The organism is Methylophilus sp. 13 (genome assembly GCF_015354335.1).
GTDB classification, from domain to species: domain Bacteria; phylum Pseudomonadota; class Gammaproteobacteria; order Burkholderiales; family Methylophilaceae; genus Methylophilus; species Methylophilus glucosoxydans.
Genome location: NZ_JADKYR010000002.1, coordinates 519640 through 542177 on the forward strand (window position 1 = coordinate 519640; position 22538 = coordinate 542177).

The 22538-nt window shown below is 53.0% G+C and carries 25 protein-coding genes and 1 tRNA gene; 14 read left to right on the top strand and 12 right to left on the bottom strand.

The window, feature by feature from the left end; all coding sequences use genetic code 11:
* Positions 1-8: 8 nt before the first annotated feature.
* The 3 genes from infC to INP77_RS06690 all read right to left on the bottom strand — a co-directional run bounded on the left by infC (position 9) and on the right by INP77_RS06690 (position 2710).
* Complete coding sequence (gene infC, locus INP77_RS06680; RefSeq protein WP_338657597.1) at positions 9-563, bottom strand: translation initiation factor IF-3; 555 nt, start codon at positions 561-563, stop codon at positions 9-11.
* A gap of 44 nt (positions 564-607) precedes the next feature.
* On the bottom strand, positions 608-2530 hold the full coding sequence (gene thrS, locus INP77_RS06685; RefSeq protein WP_194748233.1) for a threonine--tRNA ligase: 1923 nt from the start codon (positions 2528-2530) through the stop codon (positions 608-610).
* Positions 2531-2633: 103 nt separating this feature from the next.
* A tRNA-Val gene (locus INP77_RS06690) sits at positions 2634-2710 on the bottom strand.
* 96 nt (positions 2711-2806) lie between these two features.
* On the opposite strand from INP77_RS06690, the gene INP77_RS06695 reads away from it, so the two are divergent.
* A complete protein-coding gene (locus INP77_RS06695) occupies positions 2807-3475 on the top strand; it encodes a 2OG-Fe(II) oxygenase (RefSeq protein ID WP_194748234.1) in 669 nt (222 codons plus the stop codon).
* 1 nt (position 3476) lies between these two features.
* On the opposite strand, the gene INP77_RS06700 is transcribed toward INP77_RS06695, so the two are convergent.
* Genes INP77_RS06700 through INP77_RS06715 form a run of 4 tightly spaced genes read right to left on the bottom strand, consistent with a single transcriptional unit; the run spans position 3477 to position 7017 of the window.
* Entirely contained in the window at positions 3477-4700 is a 1224-nt protein-coding gene (locus tag INP77_RS06700) for a lytic murein transglycosylase (protein WP_194748235.1), read from the bottom strand.
* A complete protein-coding gene (locus INP77_RS06705; protein WP_194748236.1) occupies positions 4693-5529 on the bottom strand; it encodes an NAD-dependent epimerase/dehydratase family protein in 837 nt (278 codons plus the stop codon). Before INP77_RS06705 ends, INP77_RS06700 begins: the two co-directional genes overlap by 8 nt.
* Before the next feature lie 9 nt (positions 5530-5538).
* Positions 5539-6129, bottom strand: coding sequence for an NUDIX domain-containing protein (locus INP77_RS06710; RefSeq protein WP_194748237.1), 591 nt, complete (start codon positions 6127-6129; stop codon positions 5539-5541).
* A gap of 51 nt (positions 6130-6180) precedes the next feature.
* Entirely contained in the window at positions 6181-7017 is an 837-nt protein-coding gene (locus INP77_RS06715; protein WP_194748238.1) for a neutral zinc metallopeptidase, read from the bottom strand.
* Positions 7018-7096: 79 nt separating this feature from the next.
* On the opposite strand from INP77_RS06715, the gene INP77_RS06720 reads away from it, so the two are divergent.
* From INP77_RS06720 to INP77_RS06750, 7 genes are read left to right on the top strand one after another with little or no spacing between them, the layout of a single operon-like run.
* Entirely contained in the window at positions 7097-7690 is a 594-nt protein-coding gene (locus INP77_RS06720; protein ID WP_194748239.1) for a riboflavin synthase, read from the top strand.
* Positions 7690-8796: a bifunctional 3,4-dihydroxy-2-butanone-4-phosphate synthase/GTP cyclohydrolase II gene (gene ribBA, locus INP77_RS06725; RefSeq protein WP_194748240.1), complete on the top strand. Its 1107-nt coding sequence runs from the start codon at positions 7690-7692 to the stop codon at positions 8794-8796. Before INP77_RS06720 ends, ribBA begins: the two co-directional genes overlap by 1 nt.
* A gap of 25 nt (positions 8797-8821) precedes the next feature.
* Positions 8822-9427, top strand: a complete 606-nt coding sequence (locus tag INP77_RS06730) for a YqgE/AlgH family protein (protein WP_194748241.1) — start codon at positions 8822-8824, stop codon at positions 9425-9427.
* On the top strand, positions 9420-9923 hold the full coding sequence (gene ruvX / locus INP77_RS06735) for a Holliday junction resolvase RuvX (protein WP_194748242.1): 504 nt from the start codon (positions 9420-9422) through the stop codon (positions 9921-9923). Before INP77_RS06730 ends, ruvX begins: the two co-directional genes overlap by 8 nt.
* A gap of 12 nt (positions 9924-9935) precedes the next feature.
* Positions 9936-10469, top strand: a complete 534-nt coding sequence (gene pyrR / locus INP77_RS06740) for a bifunctional pyr operon transcriptional regulator/uracil phosphoribosyltransferase PyrR (RefSeq protein ID WP_194748243.1) — start codon at positions 9936-9938, stop codon at positions 10467-10469.
* Positions 10462-11418, top strand: coding sequence for an aspartate carbamoyltransferase catalytic subunit (locus tag INP77_RS06745; protein ID WP_194748244.1), 957 nt, complete (start codon positions 10462-10464; stop codon positions 11416-11418). Before pyrR ends, INP77_RS06745 begins: the two co-directional genes overlap by 8 nt.
* Positions 11415-12710 carry a dihydroorotase gene (locus tag INP77_RS06750; protein ID WP_194748245.1) on the top strand — a complete coding sequence of 432 codons (1296 nt, stop codon included), beginning with the start codon at positions 11415-11417 and terminating at the stop codon, positions 12708-12710. Before INP77_RS06745 ends, INP77_RS06750 begins: the two co-directional genes overlap by 4 nt.
* A 49-nt stretch (positions 12711-12759) precedes the next feature.
* Here INP77_RS06750 and INP77_RS06755 read toward each other — a convergent pair whose 3' ends face one another.
* Positions 12760-13923 carry a PilT/PilU family type 4a pilus ATPase gene (locus INP77_RS06755; protein ID WP_194748246.1) on the bottom strand — a complete coding sequence of 388 codons (1164 nt, stop codon included), beginning with the start codon at positions 13921-13923 and terminating at the stop codon, positions 12760-12762.
* A gap of 9 nt (positions 13924-13932) precedes the next feature.
* Positions 13933-14976: a type IV pilus twitching motility protein PilT gene (locus INP77_RS06760; RefSeq protein WP_194748247.1), complete on the bottom strand. Its 1044-nt coding sequence runs from the start codon at positions 14974-14976 to the stop codon at positions 13933-13935.
* 66 nt (positions 14977-15042) lie between these two features.
* Between INP77_RS06760 and INP77_RS06765 the strand changes: the two genes are divergently transcribed.
* Genes INP77_RS06765 through INP77_RS06775 form a run of 3 tightly spaced genes read left to right on the top strand, consistent with a single transcriptional unit; the run spans position 15043 to position 17143 of the window.
* On the top strand, positions 15043-15759 hold the full coding sequence (locus INP77_RS06765) for a YggS family pyridoxal phosphate-dependent enzyme (RefSeq protein WP_194748248.1): 717 nt from the start codon (positions 15043-15045) through the stop codon (positions 15757-15759).
* Positions 15760-15764: 5 nt separating this feature from the next.
* Positions 15765-16595 (top strand): pyrroline-5-carboxylate reductase, encoded by an 831-nt coding sequence (gene proC, locus INP77_RS06770; RefSeq protein WP_194748249.1) that lies wholly within the window; start codon positions 15765-15767, stop codon positions 16593-16595.
* A gap of 11 nt (positions 16596-16606) precedes the next feature.
* Positions 16607-17143, top strand: a complete 537-nt coding sequence (locus INP77_RS06775; RefSeq protein ID WP_228518765.1) for a YggT family protein — start codon at positions 16607-16609, stop codon at positions 17141-17143.
* Between the two features lie 71 nt (positions 17144-17214).
* Here the strand turns inward: INP77_RS06775 and rng are convergent, their stop codons facing one another.
* A complete protein-coding gene (gene rng, locus INP77_RS06780) occupies positions 17215-18687 on the bottom strand; it encodes a ribonuclease G (protein ID WP_228518766.1) in 1473 nt (490 codons plus the stop codon).
* A gap of 40 nt (positions 18688-18727) precedes the next feature.
* A complete protein-coding gene (locus tag INP77_RS06785; RefSeq protein ID WP_194748476.1) occupies positions 18728-19294 on the bottom strand; it encodes a nucleoside triphosphate pyrophosphatase in 567 nt (188 codons plus the stop codon).
* A gap of 165 nt (positions 19295-19459) precedes the next feature.
* Here INP77_RS06785 and INP77_RS06790 point away from each other — a divergent pair, with 165 nt between their 5' ends.
* Complete coding sequence (locus INP77_RS06790; RefSeq protein WP_194748251.1) at positions 19460-20317, top strand: ATP-binding protein; 858 nt, start codon at positions 19460-19462, stop codon at positions 20315-20317.
* Between the two features lie 3 nt (positions 20318-20320).
* The gene (locus INP77_RS06795; RefSeq protein ID WP_194748252.1) at positions 20321-21340 is read left to right on the top strand and encodes a Nudix family hydrolase; all 1020 of its coding nucleotides are present in this window, start codon (positions 20321-20323) and stop codon (positions 21338-21340) included.
* On the opposite strand, the gene INP77_RS06800 is transcribed toward INP77_RS06795, so the two are convergent.
* A complete protein-coding gene (locus INP77_RS06800) occupies positions 21335-21799 on the bottom strand; it encodes a phage integrase N-terminal SAM-like domain-containing protein (protein ID WP_194748253.1) in 465 nt (154 codons plus the stop codon). The two genes, INP77_RS06795 and INP77_RS06800, sit on opposite strands and share 6 nt — an antisense overlap.
* Before the next feature lie 134 nt (positions 21800-21933).
* On the opposite strand from INP77_RS06800, the gene INP77_RS06805 reads away from it, so the two are divergent.
* On the top strand, positions 21934-22521 hold the full coding sequence (locus INP77_RS06805) for a hypothetical protein (protein WP_194748254.1): 588 nt from the start codon (positions 21934-21936) through the stop codon (positions 22519-22521).
* Positions 22522-22538 lie beyond the last annotated feature (17 nt).

Consider the following 22538-nt stretch of genomic DNA (forward strand, 5'->3'; position numbering starts at 1 on the left):
CAAAAAACTTATTCTTCTGCGGACTTGTCCGCTTTTTTCGGTGGCACCTTTTTAGCGGGCGCCAGTACCATCACCATTTGACGGCCTTCCATTTTTGGGTATTGCTCGACCGCTGCATGCTCAGCAAGATCCGCTTCCAGACGCTTCAACAGCGCCAAACCGAACTCCTGATGCGTAATTTCACGGCCACGGAAGCGCAAAGTAATCTTGGCTTTGTCACCATCGCCCAAAAAGCGAATAATGTTACGCAACTTGATGTTGTAATCGCCATCATCGGTGCCAGGTCTAAATTTGACCTCTTTGATCTGCACCTGTTTTTGTTTGAGTTTTTGCTCGTGTAGACGCTTACTCTCGGCGTATTTGAATTTGCCATAATCCATCAAACGGCACACGGGCGGTGCAGCATTTGGTGCAATTTCAACAATATCAATATCAGCTTCTTCCGCTTTGGCAAAGGCCTCTTTGAGACTCATCACACCTAACGGTTCGCCATCTACACCAATCAGACGCACTTGTGGCGCGGTAATATCGCCATTAATGCGTGTATCTTTATCCTGAGCTATAACAATCCCCTAACAATAAACAAAGCCGCACGGCACCTAAAAAATTAGACCCGGTTTTGGATGTCTTGCTGTACACGCGCAACAAACGCATCTACCGACATCGCACCCAGATCTTCACCTTTTCTGGTACGTACGGCCACATGACCATTTTGCATTTCCTTATCGCCAACAACAATCAGATAAGGCAATTTTTGCAAACTATGTTCGCGTATTTTATAGGTAATCTTCTCGTTTCTCAAGTCAAAATCGCATCGAATGCCATTTTTCTTCAATTTTTCAACTACTTGGCGCACGTAATCGGCCTGATTGTCCGAAATATTAAGCACCATCACCTGCACAGGCGACAGCCAGACCGGCATGGCACCCGCAAAGTTTTCGATCAAGATGCCTAAAAAACGCTCCATGGAACCGACAATCGCACGGTGCAGCATGATAGGCCGCTGGCGCGTATTATCTTCAGCCACATACTCGGCGCCCAGGCGCTCTGGCAGGTTTGGGTCGAGCTGGATGGTGCCACATTGCCACATACGACCGAGCGAGTCTTTGAGGGTGAATTCAATTTTCGGGCCGTAAAAAGCGCCTTCGCCCGGCTGATACTCGAACTCAAGGCCATTCGCCTTAATCGCGTTAGCCAAGGCATTTTCTGCCATGTCCCATGCTTCTTCAGTACCCACACGCTTTTCTGGGCGGGTAGACAATTTAACGATCACATCGTCAAACCCAAAGTCTTTATAGACTTCGTACAACATTTTGATAAAGTCCGCCACTTCGGCTTCGACTTGCGATTCCATACAGAAAATATGGGCATCATCCTGGGTGAAGCCACGCACGCGCATCAAGCCATGCAAGGAACCAGACGGCTCGTTGCGGTGGCAAGAACCAAACTCTGCCAGCCGCAACGGTAAATCGCGGTAGCTATGCAAACTGCTGTTGAAAATCTGGATATGACCGGGGCAGTTCATCGGCTTCACGGCATAATCACGGTTTTCCGACTGGGTGACAAACATATTGTCACGGTAGTTTTGCCAGTGGCCGGATTTTTCCCACAGGGTCTTGTCCAGTACTGTCGGCGTACGTACTTCCTGGTAATCGTACTCCCTGAATTTGGCACGCATGTACTGCTCGACTTCTTGCCAGATGACCCAGCCTCGCGGATGCCAGAACACCATCCCCGGCGCATCCTCCTGCATATGGTAAAAATCGAGCTGCTTGCCGAGCTTGCGGTGGTCGCGCTTCTCAGCTTCTTCCAGCATATGCAGATACGCTTCCAACTCTTCTTTATTGCGCCAGGCAGTGCCATACACACGTTGCAGCATTTCGTTATTGCTGTCACCACGCCAGTAGGCGCCGGCCAGCTTCATCAATTTAAATGCCTTGAGCTTGCCGGTATTCGGCACGTGCGGACCACGGCACAAGTCGGTAAACGCGCCTTCTGAATATAGCGAAACATCCTCATTGCTGGGAATGCTGGCAATGATCTCGGCTTTGTAGTGCTCGTTAATGCTTTTGAAGTAAGCCACCGCTTCATCACGCGGCAGCACTTTGCGCTCGACCTTTTCGTCTTTCTTTGCCAATTCAGCCATTTTTTTCTCAATGGCCACCAGGTCATCCGGCGTAAATGGGCGCTTATAGCTAAAGTCGTAATAGAAGCCATTTTCAATGACAGGACCTATCGTCACCTGTGCATCCGGGAACAGCTCTTTGACCGCATAGGCCAACAAGTGTGCGGTTGAGTGGCGGATAATTTCCAGCCCCTCTTCGTTCTTGTCCGTGATAATCGCCAGCTCAACATCTTGTGCAATCTGATGGCTGGTATCTACCAGCTTTGCTTCCTGACCGGGATAAGTCACCTTGCCAGCCAGCGCGGCTTTTGCCAAACCGGTGCCGATATTGGCAGCCACCTCCGCCACCGTTACAGCGTGTTCAAACTGTCTTACAGAACCATCGGGTAATCGAATATTTGGCATGCCAGATCCGTCAAAATTTTAGCGAACAACCTTGAAACAAGGCCTATACAAAGCATTTGATAAAAACAACAAAAGCCGTTAATTATAACGGCTTTTTGAATTTTGGTAGTCGCGAATGGACTCGAACCATCGACCCCCACCATGTCAAGGTGGTGCTCTAACCAGCTGAGCTACGCGACTATTTTAAGATTGATCACATGGACTGCAATCAATAAGGTTGCGCATTCTATCCGAAAGCCAGTCGTTAGGCAATGGGATCGCGCTTATAATATTGCCATGCAGATTTTTCAGTTGCCCATGGGCGCACCGATCACCACATTGACTGACACGCTCGTAGAGTCCCTCAGTGAACACCAATATTGCCTGATCGACCAATGTTTGCCGTCCGACACCATCGCCGCATTGCGCACGCTGGCATTGGCGCGCGACCAGCAGGGGCAGATGCATCAGGCGGGCACCAGTAAAGCCGCCATTACCAACCCCAATCTTCGTGCTGACCGGATTGCCTGGCTGGAAGCCGACGACCCCGAACCTGCCTTGCAAGCCTACTTTAGCCTGATGGCTGAGGTACAACAGATGGCAAATCGTCACCTGATGATGGGACTGGCCACTTACGAAACCCATTTTGCCCTCTACCCTGCCGGTTCCATCGGCTACGCCACGCACATCGACCAGTTCCGCCAGCACGCCCTCCAAATACCAAGCGGCGTCCGCAGCTTGACCGCAATTATCTATCTCAACGAGGATTGGCCAGAACAAGCAGGGGGTGCCTTGCGCCTGTATCTGGATGAACATCACCAGCCCCCGGAGCAAGATGCCAGACATCTGGATATCTTGCCGCTAGGCGGCCGACTCGTGCTGTTTTTATCCGCCAGATTCTGGCACCAGGTATTGCCCGCCATCCAGCCAAGAGTGAGCGTGACGGGCTGGTTTAAAACACGCTAAATTACTGTGCAGTTTGCACGGGTGTCGTTAAACGGCTAAACAATTCGGCGCCTGCATAGCCATCTTGTGGCAACCCTTTGCTCGCTTGATATCGACGGATCGCAGCCTGGGTTTTGGCACCTGGAAAGCCATCAGGGGGCCCACAATCAAACCCTTGCGCGTTTAATGACTCTTGCAACAGCCACATTTGCTGATAGCTTAGCGCAGGTGGCTCAGGCGGCAGCTGTAAGGTATAACTGTCCTGACGCAACTGCTGGCTGAGCAAACTCACAGCCAGCGCATAATTAATGGAACGGTTCCATTGCATAATGACGTCAAAATTGGGGAACACCATATATGCCGGACCATCAAAGCCCTGAGGCAATACAATCGACGCTTTTGGCAAGGCCAGCGCGCTGGCTGGAACGCCCGCCACTCCGGCTTTCACCCACTCACTGACAGCTTTGGTCTGTTGCCATTGCGCCTGGCTGTAATCAAAGCCCGCAGGCAAGGCGACCTGAAAGCTCACCGGCTGGCCAGGCTGCCAGCCCGCCTGCAATAAATAATTGGCGGCAGAACTGAAGATATCTGGATAAGAGTCCCAGATATCAATCTTGCCATCCGCGTCGGCATCCACCCCATATTTGAGCAAAGTGGATGGCATAAATTGCATATGCCCGGTCGCGCCCGCCCATGATCCCACCACCGGGCTATCATAGCGTTGATCACGCTCCACCACACGCATCAGGTTCAGCAGTTCTTTTTTAAAGAAAGCAGCGCGTCGCCCTTCAAATGACAGGGTCGCCAAGGCAGACGCTAACGGGATATCCCCGGTAAATCCGCCAAAATTGGTTTCCAGCCCCCAGAAGGCCACCAGCACCTCCTTGGGCACCTGATACAACTCTTCTACCACATAGAGAACGCCACCATAGTCCTGCATCATGAGTTTGCCCTTGCTCACCACACGCGGATTAATGCGGCGGTTCACATAAGCAGAAAAACTGGTGACGAATTCTGGTTGCTTGCGGTCAAGCTCAATCACGCGTGGCAAATAGACGACGCCTGTTAGCGTCGCGTCAACCGCGGCCGGCGCAATCTGCATCGTTAATGCTTCCTGGCGCAATGCCGTTAACCAGGGCTGAAAGCCTTCCGGCGACGCCTCTTGCGACGTACCTGCCTGTGCAGACAGGCCAAGCGCTGTCAGCAGCAAGCCAAGAAACAGTGTGAGAATATTTTTTTTATACATGATCCATTTTAGAGAGTATGGCTGCATAGCCTGCCTGATAATCGGCAAATAAAAACGGGTAACCGGATTGCTGCAAAAACGGGTTGCGGATCCGTTTACCGCGCTGCAAGTCAGTGGTCGGGGTCACAGGCCCTGGCAGCTGCAGTTGCTGTGCCAGCCATTGCAACACCTCATGTTGTGGCACTGGCGCACCATCTGTCAAAATAATATGCGCTGGCAACGGCAGTGCGTGTTCAATTTGGCGGTAAAAATGCACCACCGCACCGGCAACGTCCAACTCATGAATACGGTTGGTCCATTGGATATGTTGTGGCCAGCGCTCAGGGGTTTGCAGCAACTTGAGCAGGTAAAGCCGTTGCGGGCCGTAAATGCCAGACAAACGTAACGCAGTATGCGAGCAAGGCAAATCATCCAGCAATTGCTCGGCGGCTAGGATCGTCTGGCCATTTTCTTCAGCCGGCATGGCAGGCGTATCATCATCAACCCACTGCCCTTGCTGCTCGCCATACACACTGGTACTCGAAATAAAAAACACATGCTTTAACGCGCGCTGATCCACATTGGCCAGCACATGCCGCAAGCCATCGACATAAGTTTGCCGATAGCTCTGCCCTGCCACGGGCGCCAGGCAATACAGCAGGATTTCCGGGGCCTGGTCTGCCAGGGCAGACAGGCCATTTGCAGAGACGACATCCAGGTAGAGGGCGGCTGCGCCGTCAGGCACAGACTGCTGAGAGCGCCTGACGATTGTCAATGCATGACCTTGGGCCAGGGTCGCCTGGGCAATCAGCTTGCCCAATGCACCACAGCCTATCTGCAAAACACGCATCGTGGCCCTTTACAGCGCCAGGCCAGGCAAAGGATGCTTGCGCAAGTAACGCTCGGCCATCAGCATGGCGGACATCGTCTTGCTATCGGTAATTTCACCGTCTTCAATCGCTTGCATAATGCGTTCAAACGGCCAGACCATCACATCCATCGCTTCGTCGATATCTCTGGCATGATCGCCCAGTGAGAGGTCTGTCGCCAGATAAATATGGATCACCTCATTGGAATAGCCGATGCAAGGATGCTGTATCCCCAGCTTGATCCAGTTTTTGGCCGCATAACCGGTTTCTTCAAGCAACTCACGCTGGCCTGTGGTCAATACCGGCTCGCCTGCATCGATCTTGCCAGCGGGTAACTCTATAAACACCTGCTTGAGTGGATAGCGGAATTGGCGCTCTAGTACAACCTCACCTGACTGTGTCAGCGCCACAATGGCGACGGCACCGGGATGGGTAACATACTCCCGACTACTTACCCGACCATTTGGCAAGCGTGCTTCATCGTAGCGGACGGTGAGCATTTTCCCCTGCGCCATCACCGCACTGGAAACCGTTGTTTCAATTAAATGTGCATCCTCATTGAGTACTGTTGCTTCTGTCATATTTCTCTTTACTGATTAACACTATTTTTATATTCAAGGTTAATTGAATGCTTAACTGTTGAAGGTATTGCACTGATTAAGGTCGCCAGACTGCAAGCCTTGCTTGAACCAATATACCCGCTGTGCAGAACTGCCATGGGTGAAACTATCTGGCACCACATAGCCTTGCGCCTGCTTTTGCAAGGCATCATCGCCAATAGCCGTTGCCGCCTGCAGCGCTTCTTCCACATCGCCGGCTTCCAGCACATGATACTGTTGATCAGCATAATAGGCCCAGACACCCGCATAGCAATCCGCCTGTAGCTCTAGTTTGACCGAATAGGCATTGGATGCGGCCTCAGACCCGGCCTGTTGCCTGGCCTGTTGTACCTTGGCTGAAGTCCCCAGCAGATTTTGCACGTGGTGCCCCACCTCATGCGCAATCACATACGCCTGTGCGAAATCTCCAGGCGCTTTAAAGCGGTCTTGCAACTCCTGATAAAAACTCAAATCAATATAGACTTTTTGGTCTGCAGGGCAATAAAACGGCCCCATGGCCGACTGCCCCTGACCACACGCAGTGCTGGTCATGCCACTAAACAATTGCAGATTTGGCGCCGTATATTGCCGTCTACTGGCGGAGAACTGTTGCTGCCAGATTTTCTCGGTACTCCACAGCACCTGAGAAACAAACTTCACCTTGGGGTCCTGGCTTTGCTCAGGAAGCTGCGGCGACTCGGCCACAGGTTGGGCTTGCTGCGCCAGATTTAACACCAGCTGGGGATCGACGCCAAAATACATGGCGACCAGCACCAGTGCAATGGTGCCTATGCCGATACTGCGCCCACCAAAGCCGCCACCGCGGCGGTCTTCAACATGCTGACTTTCTTCCAAATCGTCCAGGCGCACAGAAACCCTCTATCCGTATGAATGAAAAATGTTGCGGGAATGTGATTACTTTAGCATGCAGCACTGATAAAATCACACCATGTTTACTGGGATTATTCAAACCGTCGGCAGGATTGCCGAAGTCGTTCCACATGGCGAAGATTGTGCATTACGCATAGAAGCGCCGTCTTTGGGCATGGAAGATGTGCAGTTGGGAGACAGCATCGCCGTCAACGGTGTCTGCCTCACCGTCACTGACTTTAATTCACGCAGCTTTCAGGTCATGGTATCCAAAGTCACGCTAGAGGTCACCACCGGCCTAAGCCAACCTGGGCCTGTCAACCTGGAAAAAGCCATGCGACTGGCTGATCGTCTGGGCGGCCATCTGGTGACCGGGCATGTGGATGGTATAGGCAGCATCACGGCACTGGAGTCCGTCGGCGAATGCTGGCTACTCAAAGTGCGCGCGCCTCATGCCATCAGCAAATACATTGCCAAAAAAGGCTCACTCTGCGTGAATGGCATCAGCCTCACCGTCAATGAGATTCAGCAGGATGAGGTCAGTATCAATTTGATCCCTCATACCATGCAACACACCATGATGCAGCATGCCAAAGCAGGCGACGCGGTGAACCTTGAAATTGACGTGATTGCGCGCTATGTCGAGCGGATGCAAGCTTGGGAGCAGGAATAATGTCGGCGCAAATCAGTCCTATCGAGGCCATTATTGCCGATATCCGTGCTGGCAAAATGGTGATTCTGGTCGATGATGAACACCGTGAAAACGAAGGTGACTTTGTCATCGCTGCAGAATTTGTCACCGCTGAGCATATCAATTTTATGGCCAAATATGGCCGTGGCCTGATCTGCCTGACGTTGACCGAACAGCGTTGCCGTCAATTAAACCTGCCCCCTATGGTGCAAAAAAATGGCACGCGCCTGGGCACCAACTTTACCGTCTCGATTGAGGCCGCCGAAGGCGTCACCACGGGCATTTCGGCCGCAGACCGCGCCACCACCATCCGTGCCGCCATTGCCAAGCAGGCCAACGCAAGCAGCATTGTTAGCCCCGGGCATATTTTCCCATTATCGGCGATGAATGGCGGCGTGCTGGTACGCGCAGGCCATACCGAGGCAGGCTGCGATCTGGCGCAACTGGCAGGCTGTGAGCCCGCCAGCGTCATTTGCGAAATCCTCAAAGACGATGGCGAGATGGCAAGGTTACCAGACCTGATGCAGGTCGCCGCCGAGCACAATATCAAAATCGGCACCATTGCCGACTTGATCCACTATCGTGCTGCACACGAAAGACTGATAGAACGTAGCGCAGAACGCGAAATAGAAACCGTGTTTGGCACGATGCGACTTATCGCCTATCGCGACCACATTGCCCAAGAAACCCATTTGGTGCTGATCAAGGGCCAGCCCGAGCAAAGCGATGAAGTGCTGGTGCGGGTCCATGAGCCGCTGTCGATGATAGACCTGCTTGATAGCAGCCACCAATCACATAGCTGGAATCTGCTCCAGGCCATGCGTACCATCAGCACGGCCGCGTGCGGCGTCATCGTACTCATCAACCATGATGAAGATGGCCTCGGCCTGACTGACCGTATTTTGCGGGCAGACCAAAAACTGGTCCTCAATCAGGAATTACGTAATTACGGTATCGGCTCACAAATCTTGCTCGACCTTGGCGTGAAAAAAATGCGCCTGATGGCTGCCCCGCGCAAAATGCCGAGCATGGATGGCTTTGGTTTTGAAATTACCGGATATTTGAGCGCTGAGGAAGCGCATGCATGAAACGCAGCCATAAAGCCTATCCCCAATGAGTGAGCAACTGACTTTGAATGACCAGACAAGCCGTCTGGACCTGACCGGCCAAATCCTGATTGCCATGCCAGCCATGCAGGACCCCTACTTCAGCAAAAGCGTGATCCTGATCTGCAATCATGATGAAGATGGCGCCATGGGCATGATCCTCAACCATCCCTTGCAACTGAATGTGGGCGACCTGTTTGAACAGCTGGAGATGGAGTGCCATGTTGCGCAACAACAGGCGCGCCCGGTGCATTTTGGCGGGCCGGTTCAGGTAGAGCGTGGCTTTGTCCTGCATGCGCCAGCCACTGAATTTAATACCACTATGGGCTTGTCCGATAGGCTGGCCATGACCTCATCCAAGGATATCCTCGAAGCCGCCGCCCGTGATGAAGCGCCACAAGACATGTTTATTGCGCTCGGCTACACCGGCTGGGCAGCCGGTCAGCTGGAACAGGAAATCCAGGCCAACGCCTGGCTAACCCTGCCACTGGCTGATCACCACCAGCTGCACAAGTTGATTTTTAAATTACCCAGCGATGACAAGCTGTTCTGGGCCATGCAGCAATTAGGGGTGGACTTTGCCACCTTGTCCGAGGTTGCCGGGCATGCCTGATGCAACCAGGCTTGGCAAACAGCCACTTAACCAAAGCCATTTACCGATCACCCAGCGTCGCTATCCCGATATCACCGGCACCCTGCTGGCGTTTGATTTTGGGGAAAAACGCATCGGGGTGGCCGTCGGTGACACCCTGCTCAAACTGGCACATCCACTGCTGACCATAGAGGCTGAAGAAAACGCCGCCAAGTTCGCGCAAATTGAATCCTTGCTAAAAGAATGGCAACCGGCGCTGCTGGTGGTCGGCCTTCCCATGTCACTGGATGGCGAGGCGCATGCCATGACGGCCTTGGCGCAAAAGTTTGCCCAGCGTCTCGAGGGCCGCTTTAACTTGCCGGTGGTGATGGTGGATGAACGCCTGTCGTCGGCGGAGGCCTCACAATCCCTGCGCGAAGCAGGCATTCGTGGCCGCGCGCAAAAGCAGATGCTGGATCAAGTTGCCGCCCAAACTATATTACAATCTTATTTTGATGCTTATCACGCACGTAAGTAGCACTGGATACTCATGACTTTACCTGATCCCGAACAATTACTTGATCATCTGTACGCTCAACTCAAACCGCGTATTCAGGCGGAAACGGCTCTGGTTGGCATTTATACGGGCGGCGTCTGGCTCATGCAAAAATTGTTGCAGCGCTTGCAGGCCGAGCTGGGGCAAGACATTGTGCATGGCAAGCTGGATGCAGCCATGTATCGCGATGATTATGCGCAACGTGGCCTCAAAACCGCTGCGCAGCCCGCGCAAATTCCGTTTGATGTAAACGGCAAGCACATCATCCTGATTGATGACATTTTTTATACCGGCCGCACCACACGTGCCGTCATGAATGAATTATTTGATTATGGCCGTCCGGCTTCGGTGCAATTGGCGGTACTGATTAACCGTGGTGGCGCCCAACTACCGATCCGCCCCGATATGACTGGCGCCGATCTGCCATTGCAGGCCAATCAATCGTTTGAACTGGCAATCAATACTCAGGGCAAACTGCACCTGAGCATTGCCACCTCGGCAGCGAATGGAGTGGATGCCAATGTATAACCCGCAACTCAACGCCCAGGGTCAGCTGCAACACTTGCTAAGCATCGAAGGTCTGCCCAAGCGCATTCTGACCGATATTCTGGACACCGCCGAAAACTTTGTTGGCGTTGCTGAACGCGAAGTGAAAAAAGTGCCGCTGCTGCGTGGCAAAACCGTCTGCAATATCTTTTTTGAAAATAGTACGCGTACGCGCACCACGTTTGAAATCGCCGCCAAACGCCTGTCGGCCGATGTGCTCAACCTCAATGTCAGCACCTCGTCACAATCCAAAGGCGAGACCATTCTTGATACGGTGAACAACCTGATTGCCATGCATGCGGATATGTTTGTGGTCCGTCACCAGCAAAGCGGTGCCGCGCATTTCATTGCGCAACACGTGCCGCCACACATCAGCGTGATCAATGCCGGCGATGGCCGCCATGCGCACCCGACCCAAGGCTTGCTGGATGTATTCACCATCCGCAAATACAAGCCAGAGATGCACAACCTGCGCGTGGCGATTGTGGGTGACGTCTTGCATTCGCGCGTCGCCCGCAGTGAAATCCATGCGCTGACCACGCTGGGCGTCCCAGAAATCCGCGTCATCGCACCGCGCACCCTGTTGCCTGCCGATGTGGAAAAGCTGGGCGTGCAAGTGTTCCACAATATGGAGCAAGGCCTCAAAGACGTAGACGTCGTCATGATGCTGCGCCTGCAAAACGAGCGCATGTCCGGCGCCTTGTTGCCCAGCTCACAGGAGTTTTTCCAGACCTTTGGTTTGACCCCTGAGCGCCTGGCACTGGCCAAGCCGGATGCCATTGTGATGCACCCAGGCCCGATGAACCGGGGAGTAGAAATTGATTCGGCAGTGGCGGATGGCAAACAGTCCGTGATCCTGCCACAGGTCACGTATGGGATTGCAGTACGCATGGCGGTGATGGCAATTCTTGGAGGAGGCAACGCCGCATGAATATCCTGATTACACAGGGCCGCTTGATGGATGCCAGCCAGCAGCTGGATCAGGTGCAAGATCTTTATATCAGCGCAGGCAAGATTGTTGGCATGGGTGCAGCGCCCCAAGGTTTCCAACCAGACCAGACATTGGATGCCGAAGGCAAATGGGTGTTACCTGGCCTGGTGGATTTGTGTGCGCGCCTGCGGGAACCGGGCAGCGAATACAAAGCAACCTTACTAAGTGAGTTACGCGCCGCCATGGCGGGTGGCGTCACCAGTCTGGCCTGCCCGCCAGATACCGACCCGGTACTGGACGAACCCGGCCTGGTCGAGATGCTCAAGCACAGAGCGAAATCACATGCCCTCGCCCATGTGTATCCACTGGGCGCAGTCACACGGCAGCTTGAAGGCCATTTACTCACAGAAATGTTCGCCCTGACCACTGCCGGTTGTGTGGGCTTTTCACAGGCCGATACAGCGATTGTTGATACCCAGGTCCTGTGGCGGGCATTTGAATATGCCGCAACCTTCGGCTATACGCTATTCATGCGTGCCGAAGATCCGTACCTGGCAAAAAACGGGGTCGCCCATGATGGCGAAGTCGCCTCCAGACTGGGGCTCAAAGGCATCCCGGCGGCGGCAGAAAGCATTGCGCTGCAAACCATGCTGCGGATCGCCCAGGCTACAGGCGCCAAATTGCATATCGCCCGGGTCTCCACGGCTGAATCGGTTGAATTGATCAGGCAAGCCAAACAGACTGGCATGGCAGTGACAGCTGATGTCAGCATCCAGCACCTGCACCTGACCGATATGGATATCGGCTTTTTTGACAGCATGGTACATCTGAAACCGCCTGTACGCACCCAACGCGACCGTGACGCACTACGTGCTGGCTTGCTGGACGGTACGCTAGATGCAATTTGTTCGGATCATACGCCAGTCGATGATGACGCCAAAGCATTACCGTTTGCCGAGTCGCACCCTGGTGCCTCAGCGCTTGAGCTCTTGCTGCCACTGACCTTGAAATGGTCTGCGCAGGCCAAACTGCCCCCCTTGCAAGCCCTGGCCAAAGTCACGCAAATCCCCGCGCGGATTCTAGGTGTTAATGCAGGCACTTTGCAAACGGGTGCCACGGCCGACGTGGTGATTTACGACCCGGAAATGGAATGGCGCGTAGATGGACGCGCCCTCCTCAGCCAGGGCAAGAATACGCCATTTGTGAATCACAGCCTGACCGGCAAGGTCACTGCCACCATTACGCAGGGCAATCTGGTGTTTCAGCAGGAAACCGTGCAGCTTACAAGATGAGTGTTGCATGCATGCCGGATGCCTGCCCGGCATGCCTGTTGAATAAAGTTTACAAAATATCCAAGTCAGAAATTTTGCTGCGTTCCTGATTTTCCGGGTTGGCGACTTTGCTGTTGAGTTTAAATTTGAGTCGCAAGTCGTTGACCGAGTCGGCATTGCGCAAGGCGTCTTCGTAACTGATCTGGCTGGTTTCAAACAGGTCAAACAAGGCCTGATCAAAGGTCTGCATGCCAAGCTCTCGGGATTTGGCCATGACTTCTTTAATGCCGTGTACATCACCTTTATAAATCAGGTCTGAAATCAGCGGTGAGTGCAGCAGGACTTCGACGGCAGCCACCCGGCCCGAGCCATCCACTTTAGGAATCAACCGTTGTGAAGCAATACAGCGCAGGTTGAGCGATAAGTCCATCAGCAATTGCTGCCGGCGTTCTTCGGGGAAAAAGTTGATAATGCGGTCCAGCGCCTGGTTGGTGCTGTTGGCGTGCAAGGTGGCCAGACACAAGTGGCCGGTTTCAGAAAAGGCAATCGCGTAATCCATGGTTTCACGGTCGCGGATTTCACCGATCATGATCACATCAGGTGCCTGACGTAGCGTGTTCTTGAGCGCGGCATGCCAGTTGTCCGTATCCACGCCCACTTCGCGCTGGGTGACAATGCAGTTGCGGTGGCTATGCACAAACTCTACCGGGTCTTCAATGGTGATAATGTGGCCATAACTGCTTTCATTGCGGTGCCCCAGCATGGCGGCCATTGAGGTCGACTTACCTGATCCCGTGCCGCCAACAAAAATAATCAGGCCGCGCTTTGCCATCACCACATCCTTGAGTACGGGCGGCAAGTTCAAATCATCAAATTTGGGGATATTGGTATTGATCACCCGAATCACCAGACCTACGGCACTGCGCTGCACAAAGGCATTGACGCGGAAACGGCCCACCGATGGCATGCTGATCGCAAAATTGCACTCCATGGTTTCTTTAAACTCTTGCGCTTGCTTGTCATTCATGACAGTACGCGCAATTTCGGCCGTTTGCTGGGTACTCAAAGTTTGTGAGGTAATCGGTGTGAGCTTGCCATCAATCTTCATGGCCGGCGGAAAGCCTGCGGTAATAAACAAATCCGAGGCTTTACGCGTGACCATGAGCTTCAACAGGTCATTAATAAATTTCTCGGTTTGCGCGTGATCGGCGCCGGTCTGCATGCTGCTATCCATCTTTAATATTTATCCGATAATGCCATCACGGTTAGCCGCTTTGGTACGCGCCTCATCGGCGCTGATGACGTTGCGTCGCACCAGATCTTGCAGATTCTGGTCCAGCGTTTGCATGCCCACACTTTGGCCCGTCTGAATTGCCGAATACATCTGCGCAATCTTGTTTTCGCGAATCAGGTTACGGATGGCGGGGGTTCCGATCATGATTTCATGGGCAGCCACCCGGCCCTGCTCGTCTTTGGTTTTACACAGGGTTTGCGAAATGACGGCGCGTAAAGACTCTGAGAGCATGGAGCGCACCATTTCCTTTTCTGCCGCCGGGAACACATCGACCACCCGGTCTATGGTCTTGGCCGCAGAGCTGGTATGCAGGGTCCCAAATACCAGGTGACCGGTTTCGGCCGCCGTCAGCGCCAGGCGGATGGTTTCCAGGTCACGCATTTCACCCACCAGAATCACATCCGGGTCTTCACGCAAGGCTGAACGCAGCGCATTTTCAAACGACATGGTATGCGGCCCGACTTCACGCTGGTTAATCAATGACTTTTTCGAAGTATGCACAAATTCGATCGGGTCTTCCACGGTCAGGATATGCGACATCTGGGATTCATTAATGTAATCAATCATCGCCGCCAGTGTGGTCGATTTACCGGAACCGGTCGGCCCGGTCACCAGCACAATACCACGCGGCGTATCGGCCAGGTCCTTGAACACGCGTGGGGCGTTAAGCTCTTCCAGCGTCAGCACCTTGCTTGGAATGGTACGGAATACCGCACCGGCGCCGCGCTGGTGGTTAAATGCATTGACCCGGAAACGCGCCAGGTCAGGGATCTCGAATGAAAAATCGCATTCCAGTTTTTCTTCATACACTTTGCGCTGGCTGTCATTCATGATGTCGTACAACATGCTATGTACTTCAGCATGATCCATGGCGGGCAAGTTGATTTTACGCACATCGCCATGCACGCGTATCATCGGTGGCAAACCGGCTGACAAATGCAAGTCTGAGGCTTTGTTTTTAACTGAAAACGCCAATAAATCTGAAATATCCACAATCCACTCCAGTGATTATTTATATAATGTTATTTTTTACCGCTACCCGGCACCGTGTTGCTTCCCATGACTGATATCGCTGACAATCTGGCACTCATCCGCCAACAACTGGCCCAGGCACGTGCAAGCTACCAGGCCACACAATCGGTCACTTTATGTGCGGTAAGTAAAGCACAACCTGCCTCGGCTCTCAGGGAGGCCTATCAGGCCGGTCAATCGGTGTTTGGTGAAAACTACCTGCAAGAAGCGCTCGCCAAACAACAGCAACTGCAGGACTGTGCGATAGCATGGCATTTTATTGGCCCGATTCAAAGCAACAAAACACAGCCAATTGCCTGTCATTTCGATTGGGTGCATTCGGTGGACCGCCTTAAAATTGCACAACGCTTGTCTGACGCGCGCCCTGCAGACATGGCGCCTTTGAATATTTGCCTGCAAGTCAATATTAGCCAGGAATCAAGCAAAAGTGGTGCCAGCGCTCAAGAGGTGCTGGATCTGGCTTTAAATATCAGGCAGTTACCGCGCTTGCATTTGCGCGGCCTGATGGCGATTCCGGCCCCAGTGGAAGATTTCGACCAGCAACGTGACCAATTTCGGCAGGTACGGGCCCTGTTTGATCACCTGAATGCGCATGGCTTGCAGCTGGATACCCTCTCCATTGGCATGAGCGGTGACTTTGCCGCAGCCATTGCCGAAGGCGCGACGCTGGTGCGCATCGGCACAGCCATTTTTGGCGCCCGCCCGCGCAAACCCGATAACGACTCAGTTAAAGAAGGAACTTGAATACCATGCAATCACTGTCAGCCACCCGCATCGCCTTTATTGGCGGCGGCAATATGGCACAAGCCCTGATGATAGGCCTGCAACAACGAGGCTTTGCCATGTCACACATTACCGTGATTGACCCAGACACCAGCAAGCATGCTTCGCTACACGCCAAATTAGGCGTGCAAACCAGCGCGGCGCTGTCGGCAGCCTCACTGGCAGCTGAAGTTGTGGTGCTGGCGGTCAAACCACAGCAATTGCAGGCGGTGGCACACTCGCTGGCTCCCTACTTACAATCACAATTGGTGATCTCAGTTGCCGCCGGCATCCGCACTGGCGACTTGTGCCGCTGGTTAGGCGGCTACCAGACGCTGATTCGCACCATGCCCAATACGCCTGCGCAAATTCAGGCGGGCATTACTGGCGCTTATGCCCTGCCAGCCGTCTCAGCGGGCCAGCGTGACGTTGCCGACCAGTTGTTGCAAGCGGCGGGTGAAGTGGTTTGGCTAGAAGCTGAAGACCAGCTGGATGCGGTGACCGCGATTTCAGGCAGTGGCCCGGCTTATGTTTTTTTGATGATAGAAGCACTCACCGCAGCAGGGGTCGCTTTAGGACTCAGCGAAGCCCAGTCACAACAACTCAGCCTGGCCACATTCAAAGGCGCCAGCTTGCTCGCGGCCTCGAGCCCTACCCCAGTGGCGACGCTGCGTGAGCAAGTGACCTCCAAGGGCGGCACTACCGAACAAGGCCTGCTCAGTATGCGCGAGCACGATATTCATGGCATGATGCAACATGCCGCGGCACAAGCAGCACGCCGCGCCAAAGAACTCGGCGATCAATTGGGAGCACAATAATGTTGCAAAACATGACAACTTTTTTACTGAATGCGGTATTTGGCATTCTGACTTTTTTACTGGTATTACGTTTTTTAATGCAGTGGACCCGAACCTCGTTCCAGAACCCGCTGGGGCAAATGGCCATGGCGCTGACTGACTTTATGGTCAAGCCTGCCCGCAAACTGATTCCCCCTGCCCGCCAGCTGGACTTATCGACCCTGTTGCTGGCCTGGCTGGTACAAGTGATTCTGTTCGCCTTGCTGACCTTGCTTGCAGCCGCCCCGGTGTCCCCGGTGTTTTGGTTCTGGCAGGCCTTTGTCGCCGTCCTGGGGCAAATGCTGGATGTGTTTTTTTACGCCATTTTGCTCATGGCCATTTTAAGCTGGATCAATCCAGACAGCCCGATTTATGGCGTGCTAAACCAGTTATCAGCGCCTATCCTCAATCCGTTGCGTAATGTTTTGCCTTCGATTCAGGGATTCGATTTTTCCGCGCTGGTCGCCTTGCTGTTGTTGCAAATGATCAGTCGTATCGTGCTGCCAGGGTTGGCGGGCGGCATGCTGTAACACGCATACGCAGTGCTGCGCATCGCTGGGACGGCCTTACCTCTGGCCGTCCTCTCCAGAACAACAATTTTCTAGACCCAAACGATATCAAACTCTTCGCGGCCGTATTGCGTATCCGGATGCAGCGACACCGGCCGTTTGATAAAGTCTGACAAATTGGCCAGGCTTTGTGACTCCTCATCGCCCAGCATATTGATCACCTCGGGCGAGGCCAGAATCTTGAACTCTTTGGCATTTTTAAACTGCTTGGACTCACGCAATAACTCACGCATGATTTCATAGCAAATGGTCTGGGCGGTCTTGAGCTCACCACGCCCCTGGCAAACCTGACACGATTCACACAGTAAATGGGCCAGACTTTCGCGCGTGCGTTTGCGCGTGAGCTCCACCAGCCCGAGGGCAGAAAACCCGTTCACATTAATCCGCGCACGGTCCAGCGTCACAGCACTGCGCAGTTCTTCGAGCACCGCCGCACGTTGTGCATCCTCATCCATATCAATAAAGTCGATGATAATGATGCCGCCCAGATTACGCAGGCGTAGCTGACGGGCAATCGCTTGCGCCGCCTCCAGATTGGTTTTGAAAATGGTATCGGACAGGTTTTTGCCACTGACAAAACTGCCTGTATTCACATCCACCGTGGTCAGTGCCTCGGTCTGGTCAAAAATCAGGTAACCGCCCGATTTGAGCTCCACCTTGCGTGCCAGCGCTTTCTCAATCTCGTTTTCAATGTCGTAAAACTCAAACAGCGAGCGTTCGCCTTTGTAGTGCGTTAGCGGTTTTACCGCATGCGAGACGTAGAGTTCGGCAAACTCTTTCAGCCGCTCAAACATCTCTCGCGAATCGACGCGGATGCTGGTGGTTTCGGTACAGACCACATCGCGCAAAATGCGTCGCGGCAAACTCAGGTCATAAAAAATCAGCGAGCGTTCACCGACCTTGGTGCTCTCGGTCTGGATTTTTTGCCACACTTTGCGTAAATACTCGATGTCGGCCAACAACTCCTGATCGGTGGCGTTTTCTGACATGGTTCGGATGATATAGCCACCTTCGCGTGCTTCAGGCAACAAGCCGAGCAAACGATTGCGCAAAAACTCGCGTTCTTCTTCGTGATCAATGCGCTGCGATACGCCGATATGTTTCTGGTAAGGCAGATAGACCAAAAAACGGCCGGCAATGCTGATTTCAGTGGTCAGGCGTGCGCCTTTGGTGCCTATCGCCTCTTTAATCACCTGGACGATAATCGACTGGCCTTCATGCAACACTTCCTGAATCGGGCGGTCGGTCTTTACCGCGCCCTCCTCGGTATGACACTCCATGATATCGGCCGCATGCAAAAAGGCCGCACGCGGCAGGCCGATCTCCACAAAGGCAGACTGCATGCCAGGCAACACGCGCACAACAGTGCCACGATAAATATTACCGACAATCCCCAATGAAGAGGCACGTTCAATGTGCAACTCCTGGACGATGCCCTGCTCCAGAATCGCCACGCGCGTTTCCTGCGGCGTGACGTTAATCAATACTTCCTGTGCCAACGACATAGTGCTTATCCAATCCCGAATCTGTTTTTTTGATAGCAGTTTACCATGCGTTCAGCAGCTGCGCCGTTTCATGCAGCGGCAAACCCATCACCCCGCTATAACTGCCCTCAATGCGCGCAATCCAGGCCCCGGCACGGCCCTGAATGCCATACGCCCCGGCCTTGTCCATGGGCTCCCCCGAAGCCACATAGTCTTGTAGCACCGCCAATGGCACAGGCATCATATGCACCCGCGTGGTACTCAACAAGCACTGCGCTTTACCCTCGTGCATCACCGCCACCGCCGTGTGCACCTCATGCAAGCTGCCACTTAGCCGCGTCAGCATGGCCAGTGCTTCCGCCGCATCCGCCGGCTTGCCCAATATCTCGTTGCCTAGCGCGACCGTGGTATCTGCCGCCAGAATCGGCAATCCGCGCTGACCATGCTCTGCATGGATCGCTTGTGCCTTGGCTAGCGCCAGGCGTTGCACATAACGGGCAGGATCTTCACCCGGCCAACATGACTCATCAATATCCGCGGGCATGATGTCGCAGCTTATGCCCAATTGCGCCAGTAACTCGACGCGGCGTGGGCTACGCGAGGCCAAAATAATCTTGCGATTGTTCATCATTCTGTATCTTTATCAAATGCACGACATCCAGTGCTGGGTACCACAATTATTAAAACGGTATTATGGCTTATTCCAACCCTGGTTTAGCGAGACTTTGCAAGTTTCGCTAGCCCCGGCCGCTTTGTGTACAATACCCCCTCGTTTCACACTTGCAGCCTCGCCATGAATGCCATCGAACAGCTGATACAGCGCGCCGACCAACTGATTACAAGACTTGAGCACCTGTTGCCCACCCCACCTGCTGAGCCAAACTGGCAAGCCGTGGCCTGGCGCTGGGTCAAGCACAACGGACAAGGCCAGTTGCAGGCCGTCGGGCATCCACACCAGATTCTGCTCGACGATATCCGCTTTATAGACCGGCAAAAAAATGAGGTGGTGCGCAATACGCGCCAGTTTCTTCAAGGCCTGCCCGCCAACCACGTGTTGCTGACAGGCGCACGCGGCACCGGTAAATCCTCGCTAGTAAAGGCCGTGCTCAACGCTTACGCCAGTGAGGGCTTGCGTCTGATAGAAGTCGAAAAACAAGACCTCACAGACTTGCCGCAAATCACTCAATTGATACGCAACCGCCCGGAAAAGTTTATTATTTTTTGTGATGACCTCACCTTTGAAGCCAACGACATCGGCTATAAAGCCCTTAAAGTCATCCTCGATGGCTCGATTGAAAACGCCTCGTCCAACCTGCTGGTCTACGCTACATCTAACCGCAAAAACCTGATGCCGGAATATATGTCTGACAATCAACCGATTGTAGATAGCGGCGAAATCCGCCAGAACGACACCATAGACGAAAAAACCTCGCTGGCAGAGCGCTTTGGTTTATGGCTCTCGTTTTACAGTTTTGACCAGGACGAATATCTCAGTATTGCCGCCCACTGGCTGCAGACTTTTGGCATCACGATGGATGAGACAGCCCGTCATGCCGCCCTGCAGTTTTACCATACGCGTGGCGCCCGCAGCGGCCGTGTCGCCTACCAGTTTGCCAAAGACTACGCCGGCCAACTGCAACTGAAATCCTGAGCCATGACAAAACTCGTCCAAGTCGCCGTCGCTATCCTGATCCGCCCCAATGGCGAATACCTGCTCGCCAGCCGTCCCAACGGCAAAGGCTGGGCTGGCTGGTGGGAATTCCCCGGCGGCAAAATCGAATCTGGTGAAAGCCCGGAACAGGCACTGATCCGTGAATCACAGGAAGAACTCGGCATTACGCCCACCCAGATTCAACCCTGGATCAAACGCCGCTACGACTACCCGGCCACGCATGACGCCGAAGCCAAAACCGTGCTGCTGCACTTTTTCTTTGTGCATGCCTGGCAAGGCGAATTACAAGCGCGCGAAGGCCAGCAGTTTGCCTGGCAGCATCCACGCACACTCAACGTCAGCCCCGTGCTGCCTGCCAATGCGCCCATCATGCAAGCCCTCAGCCTGCCGCCTGTGTATGCCATCAGCAATCTCCAGGAAATGGGTGAACATGCATTCTTGCAAGCGTTAAAGCAGCAGCTCGACCATGGCCTGCAATTGCTGCAAATCCGCGAATCGCATCTTGATGACGCAGCACTCGCCAAATTGAGCGAGGAAGTATTACAGCTATGTGCGCCTTATGACTGCCGCTGCTTACTCAATGGTAGCCCCGAACAAGCATTACAACTCGGCTACCACGGCGTGCATTTAAATAGCCAGCGCCTGATGACCCTCACGAACAAGCCGGATAACTTGTTAGTAGGTGCCTCTTGCCATAACCGTGTAGAGTTAGCGCAAGCACAATCATTACAACTAGACTTTGCAATGCTCTCCCCTGTGCTACCGACAAAAAGTCACCCTGAAGCAACTGGACTAGGCTGGGAGCAATTTGGTGAAATGTTAAATGGGCTTGAAATTCCAGTGTATGCACTAGGTGGGATGCTTTTTGAACATGTATCGCAGGCGCAATCATGTGGTGCGCGTGGCATTGCCATGCAACGTGCGATCTGGGAGCAACAATCGCATCCAGCGGACTCATCACCCCGCGCCCGCCCTTATTCAACACATGGGTATAGATCATAGTCGTGGCCACATCGCTATAATCCTCAGGCCCGTGCCATACAACAAACGTACCACTAAGCGATAAATCCCCTCCGGCATCGCCTCCAGTAACAAAACCACCTCTTGCTTGGAAAGCTCAACAGGCAGTTTCTTCGGCTCCTTAGCCCGAATCACATCCGCCATCCATGGTAACTCCTGCTCCAGCACAACCCGATAAAGAAATAACAAAGCAGACAACGCCTGATTTTGTGTGCTGGCAGAAACATTCCCCTCAACCGCCAGATAAGATAAAAAAGCTTCAACTTCTTTGCCACCCATCTCTTTTGGATGCCGCTTGTGATGAAACAAAATGTACCGCTTTGCCCATTGTAAATATTGCGTTTCCGTACGAATACTGTAATGATTAACACGTATCTTTTCACGCATTAACGCTAGTAACTTTGGCAGGTGTGTTTCCTGTTGCAGTTGTGAAGTAGTCATGTAAGTTGACCAAGAATAAAACCAAGATAAACAATAATTTATTTGAACAATCAACAAAAGTAAGTAAATGTTAAATTTAAGTTATACACCGATTTCGGTGTCTACATTACGTTATGCAATCTAAGAAAATCGACATGGGTCTGGTAGAAAAAATATCTTTGATTGTTCTTGTCTTGTTTGGGAGCTTCATTCTTTGGGCCTTTGTTCAGTTCGGCGGTAGCATTTCTGACAGCATATTTCCTGAACTCTTTGGCTTCACTCTGGAAGGCGTGTTTCTGGTCATACTGTTTGGGTGGTATCAGAAGAAAGTAAGTCAGAAAAACTTATTGGATTACAAGACCGCCTTGAGAACAGCCTTGAGAGGCCAGCTGGCAATTTTTTTTCAATGGAGTGTTCCACTAACTTCAAGTATTGAATATTTAGACGCATTGACTAGCCCAGCGGCGGTAAGTCAGCTGATTGAAGAAGTAGAAAAAGCGGCAAAGCTGCCTGGCGTGCAGCCTGATTTTCTCAAGTCGTTTGCAGAGCGTGAATTGCCGGCAATAAGGGCAATGTTACCCACGGCGGCTCAGATAAGTCCAAATCATCTGATGCATTGGAATCTTATCGTAAATAATCTCCAAGGTATTGTGGATTCTGAGAAAGACGAGGAAACCTTTAGGGCTTTGGTTAATTTCTTGGATTTCGTAAGACGATTTGACGAAGAAGAGATAAATGCATAACAACCACTTGGAGTCCG

Bases quoted from the DNA above. Each gene is read 5' to 3' on its own strand.
- INP77_RS06790 (WP_194748251.1), top strand. From the start codon at position 19,460: ATGAATGCCATCGAACAGCTGATACAGCGCGCCGACCAACTGATTACA.
- INP77_RS06710 (WP_194748237.1), bottom strand. From the start codon at position 6,129: ATGACAGAAGCAACAGTACTCAATGAGGATGCACATTTAATTGAAACA.
- INP77_RS06720 (WP_194748239.1), top strand. From the start codon at position 7,097: ATGTTTACTGGGATTATTCAAACCGTCGGCAGGATTGCCGAAGTCGTT.
- INP77_RS06730 (WP_194748241.1), top strand. From the start codon at position 8,822: ATGAGTGAGCAACTGACTTTGAATGACCAGACAAGCCGTCTGGACCTG.
- INP77_RS06695 (WP_194748234.1), top strand. From the start codon at position 2,807: ATGCAGATTTTTCAGTTGCCCATGGGCGCACCGATCACCACATTGACT.
- rng (WP_228518766.1), bottom strand. From the start codon at position 18,687: ATGTCGTTGGCACAGGAAGTATTGATTAACGTCACGCCGCAGGAAACG.
- INP77_RS06805 (WP_194748254.1), top strand. From the start codon at position 21,934: ATGGGTCTGGTAGAAAAAATATCTTTGATTGTTCTTGTCTTGTTTGGG.
- INP77_RS06775 (WP_228518765.1), top strand. From the start codon at position 16,607: ATGACAACTTTTTTACTGAATGCGGTATTTGGCATTCTGACTTTTTTA.
- ribBA (WP_194748240.1), top strand. From the start codon at position 7,690: ATGTCGGCGCAAATCAGTCCTATCGAGGCCATTATTGCCGATATCCGT.
- INP77_RS06795 (WP_194748252.1), top strand. From the start codon at position 20,321: ATGACAAAACTCGTCCAAGTCGCCGTCGCTATCCTGATCCGCCCCAAT.
- INP77_RS06745 (WP_194748244.1), top strand. From the start codon at position 10,462: ATGTATAACCCGCAACTCAACGCCCAGGGTCAGCTGCAACACTTGCTA.
- INP77_RS06705 (WP_194748236.1), bottom strand. From the start codon at position 5,529: ATGCGTGTTTTGCAGATAGGCTGTGGTGCATTGGGCAAGCTGATTGCC.
- pyrR (WP_194748243.1), top strand. From the start codon at position 9,936: ATGACTTTACCTGATCCCGAACAATTACTTGATCATCTGTACGCTCAA.
- ruvX (WP_194748242.1), top strand. From the start codon at position 9,420: ATGCCTGATGCAACCAGGCTTGGCAAACAGCCACTTAACCAAAGCCAT.
- INP77_RS06800 (WP_194748253.1), bottom strand. From the start codon at position 21,799: ATGACTACTTCACAACTGCAACAGGAAACACACCTGCCAAAGTTACTA.
- INP77_RS06765 (WP_194748248.1), top strand. From the start codon at position 15,043: ATGACTGATATCGCTGACAATCTGGCACTCATCCGCCAACAACTGGCC.
- INP77_RS06750 (WP_194748245.1), top strand. From the start codon at position 11,415: ATGAATATCCTGATTACACAGGGCCGCTTGATGGATGCCAGCCAGCAG.
- INP77_RS06700 (WP_194748235.1), bottom strand. From the start codon at position 4,700: ATGTATAAAAAAAATATTCTCACACTGTTTCTTGGCTTGCTGCTGACA.
- INP77_RS06755 (WP_194748246.1), bottom strand. From the start codon at position 13,923: ATGGATAGCAGCATGCAGACCGGCGCCGATCACGCGCAAACCGAGAAA.
- thrS (WP_194748233.1), bottom strand. From the start codon at position 2,530: ATGCCAAATATTCGATTACCCGATGGTTCTGTAAGACAGTTTGAACAC.
- proC (WP_194748249.1), top strand. From the start codon at position 15,765: ATGCAATCACTGTCAGCCACCCGCATCGCCTTTATTGGCGGCGGCAAT.
- INP77_RS06785 (WP_194748476.1), bottom strand. From the start codon at position 19,294: ATGAACAATCGCAAGATTATTTTGGCCTCGCGTAGCCCACGCCGCGTC.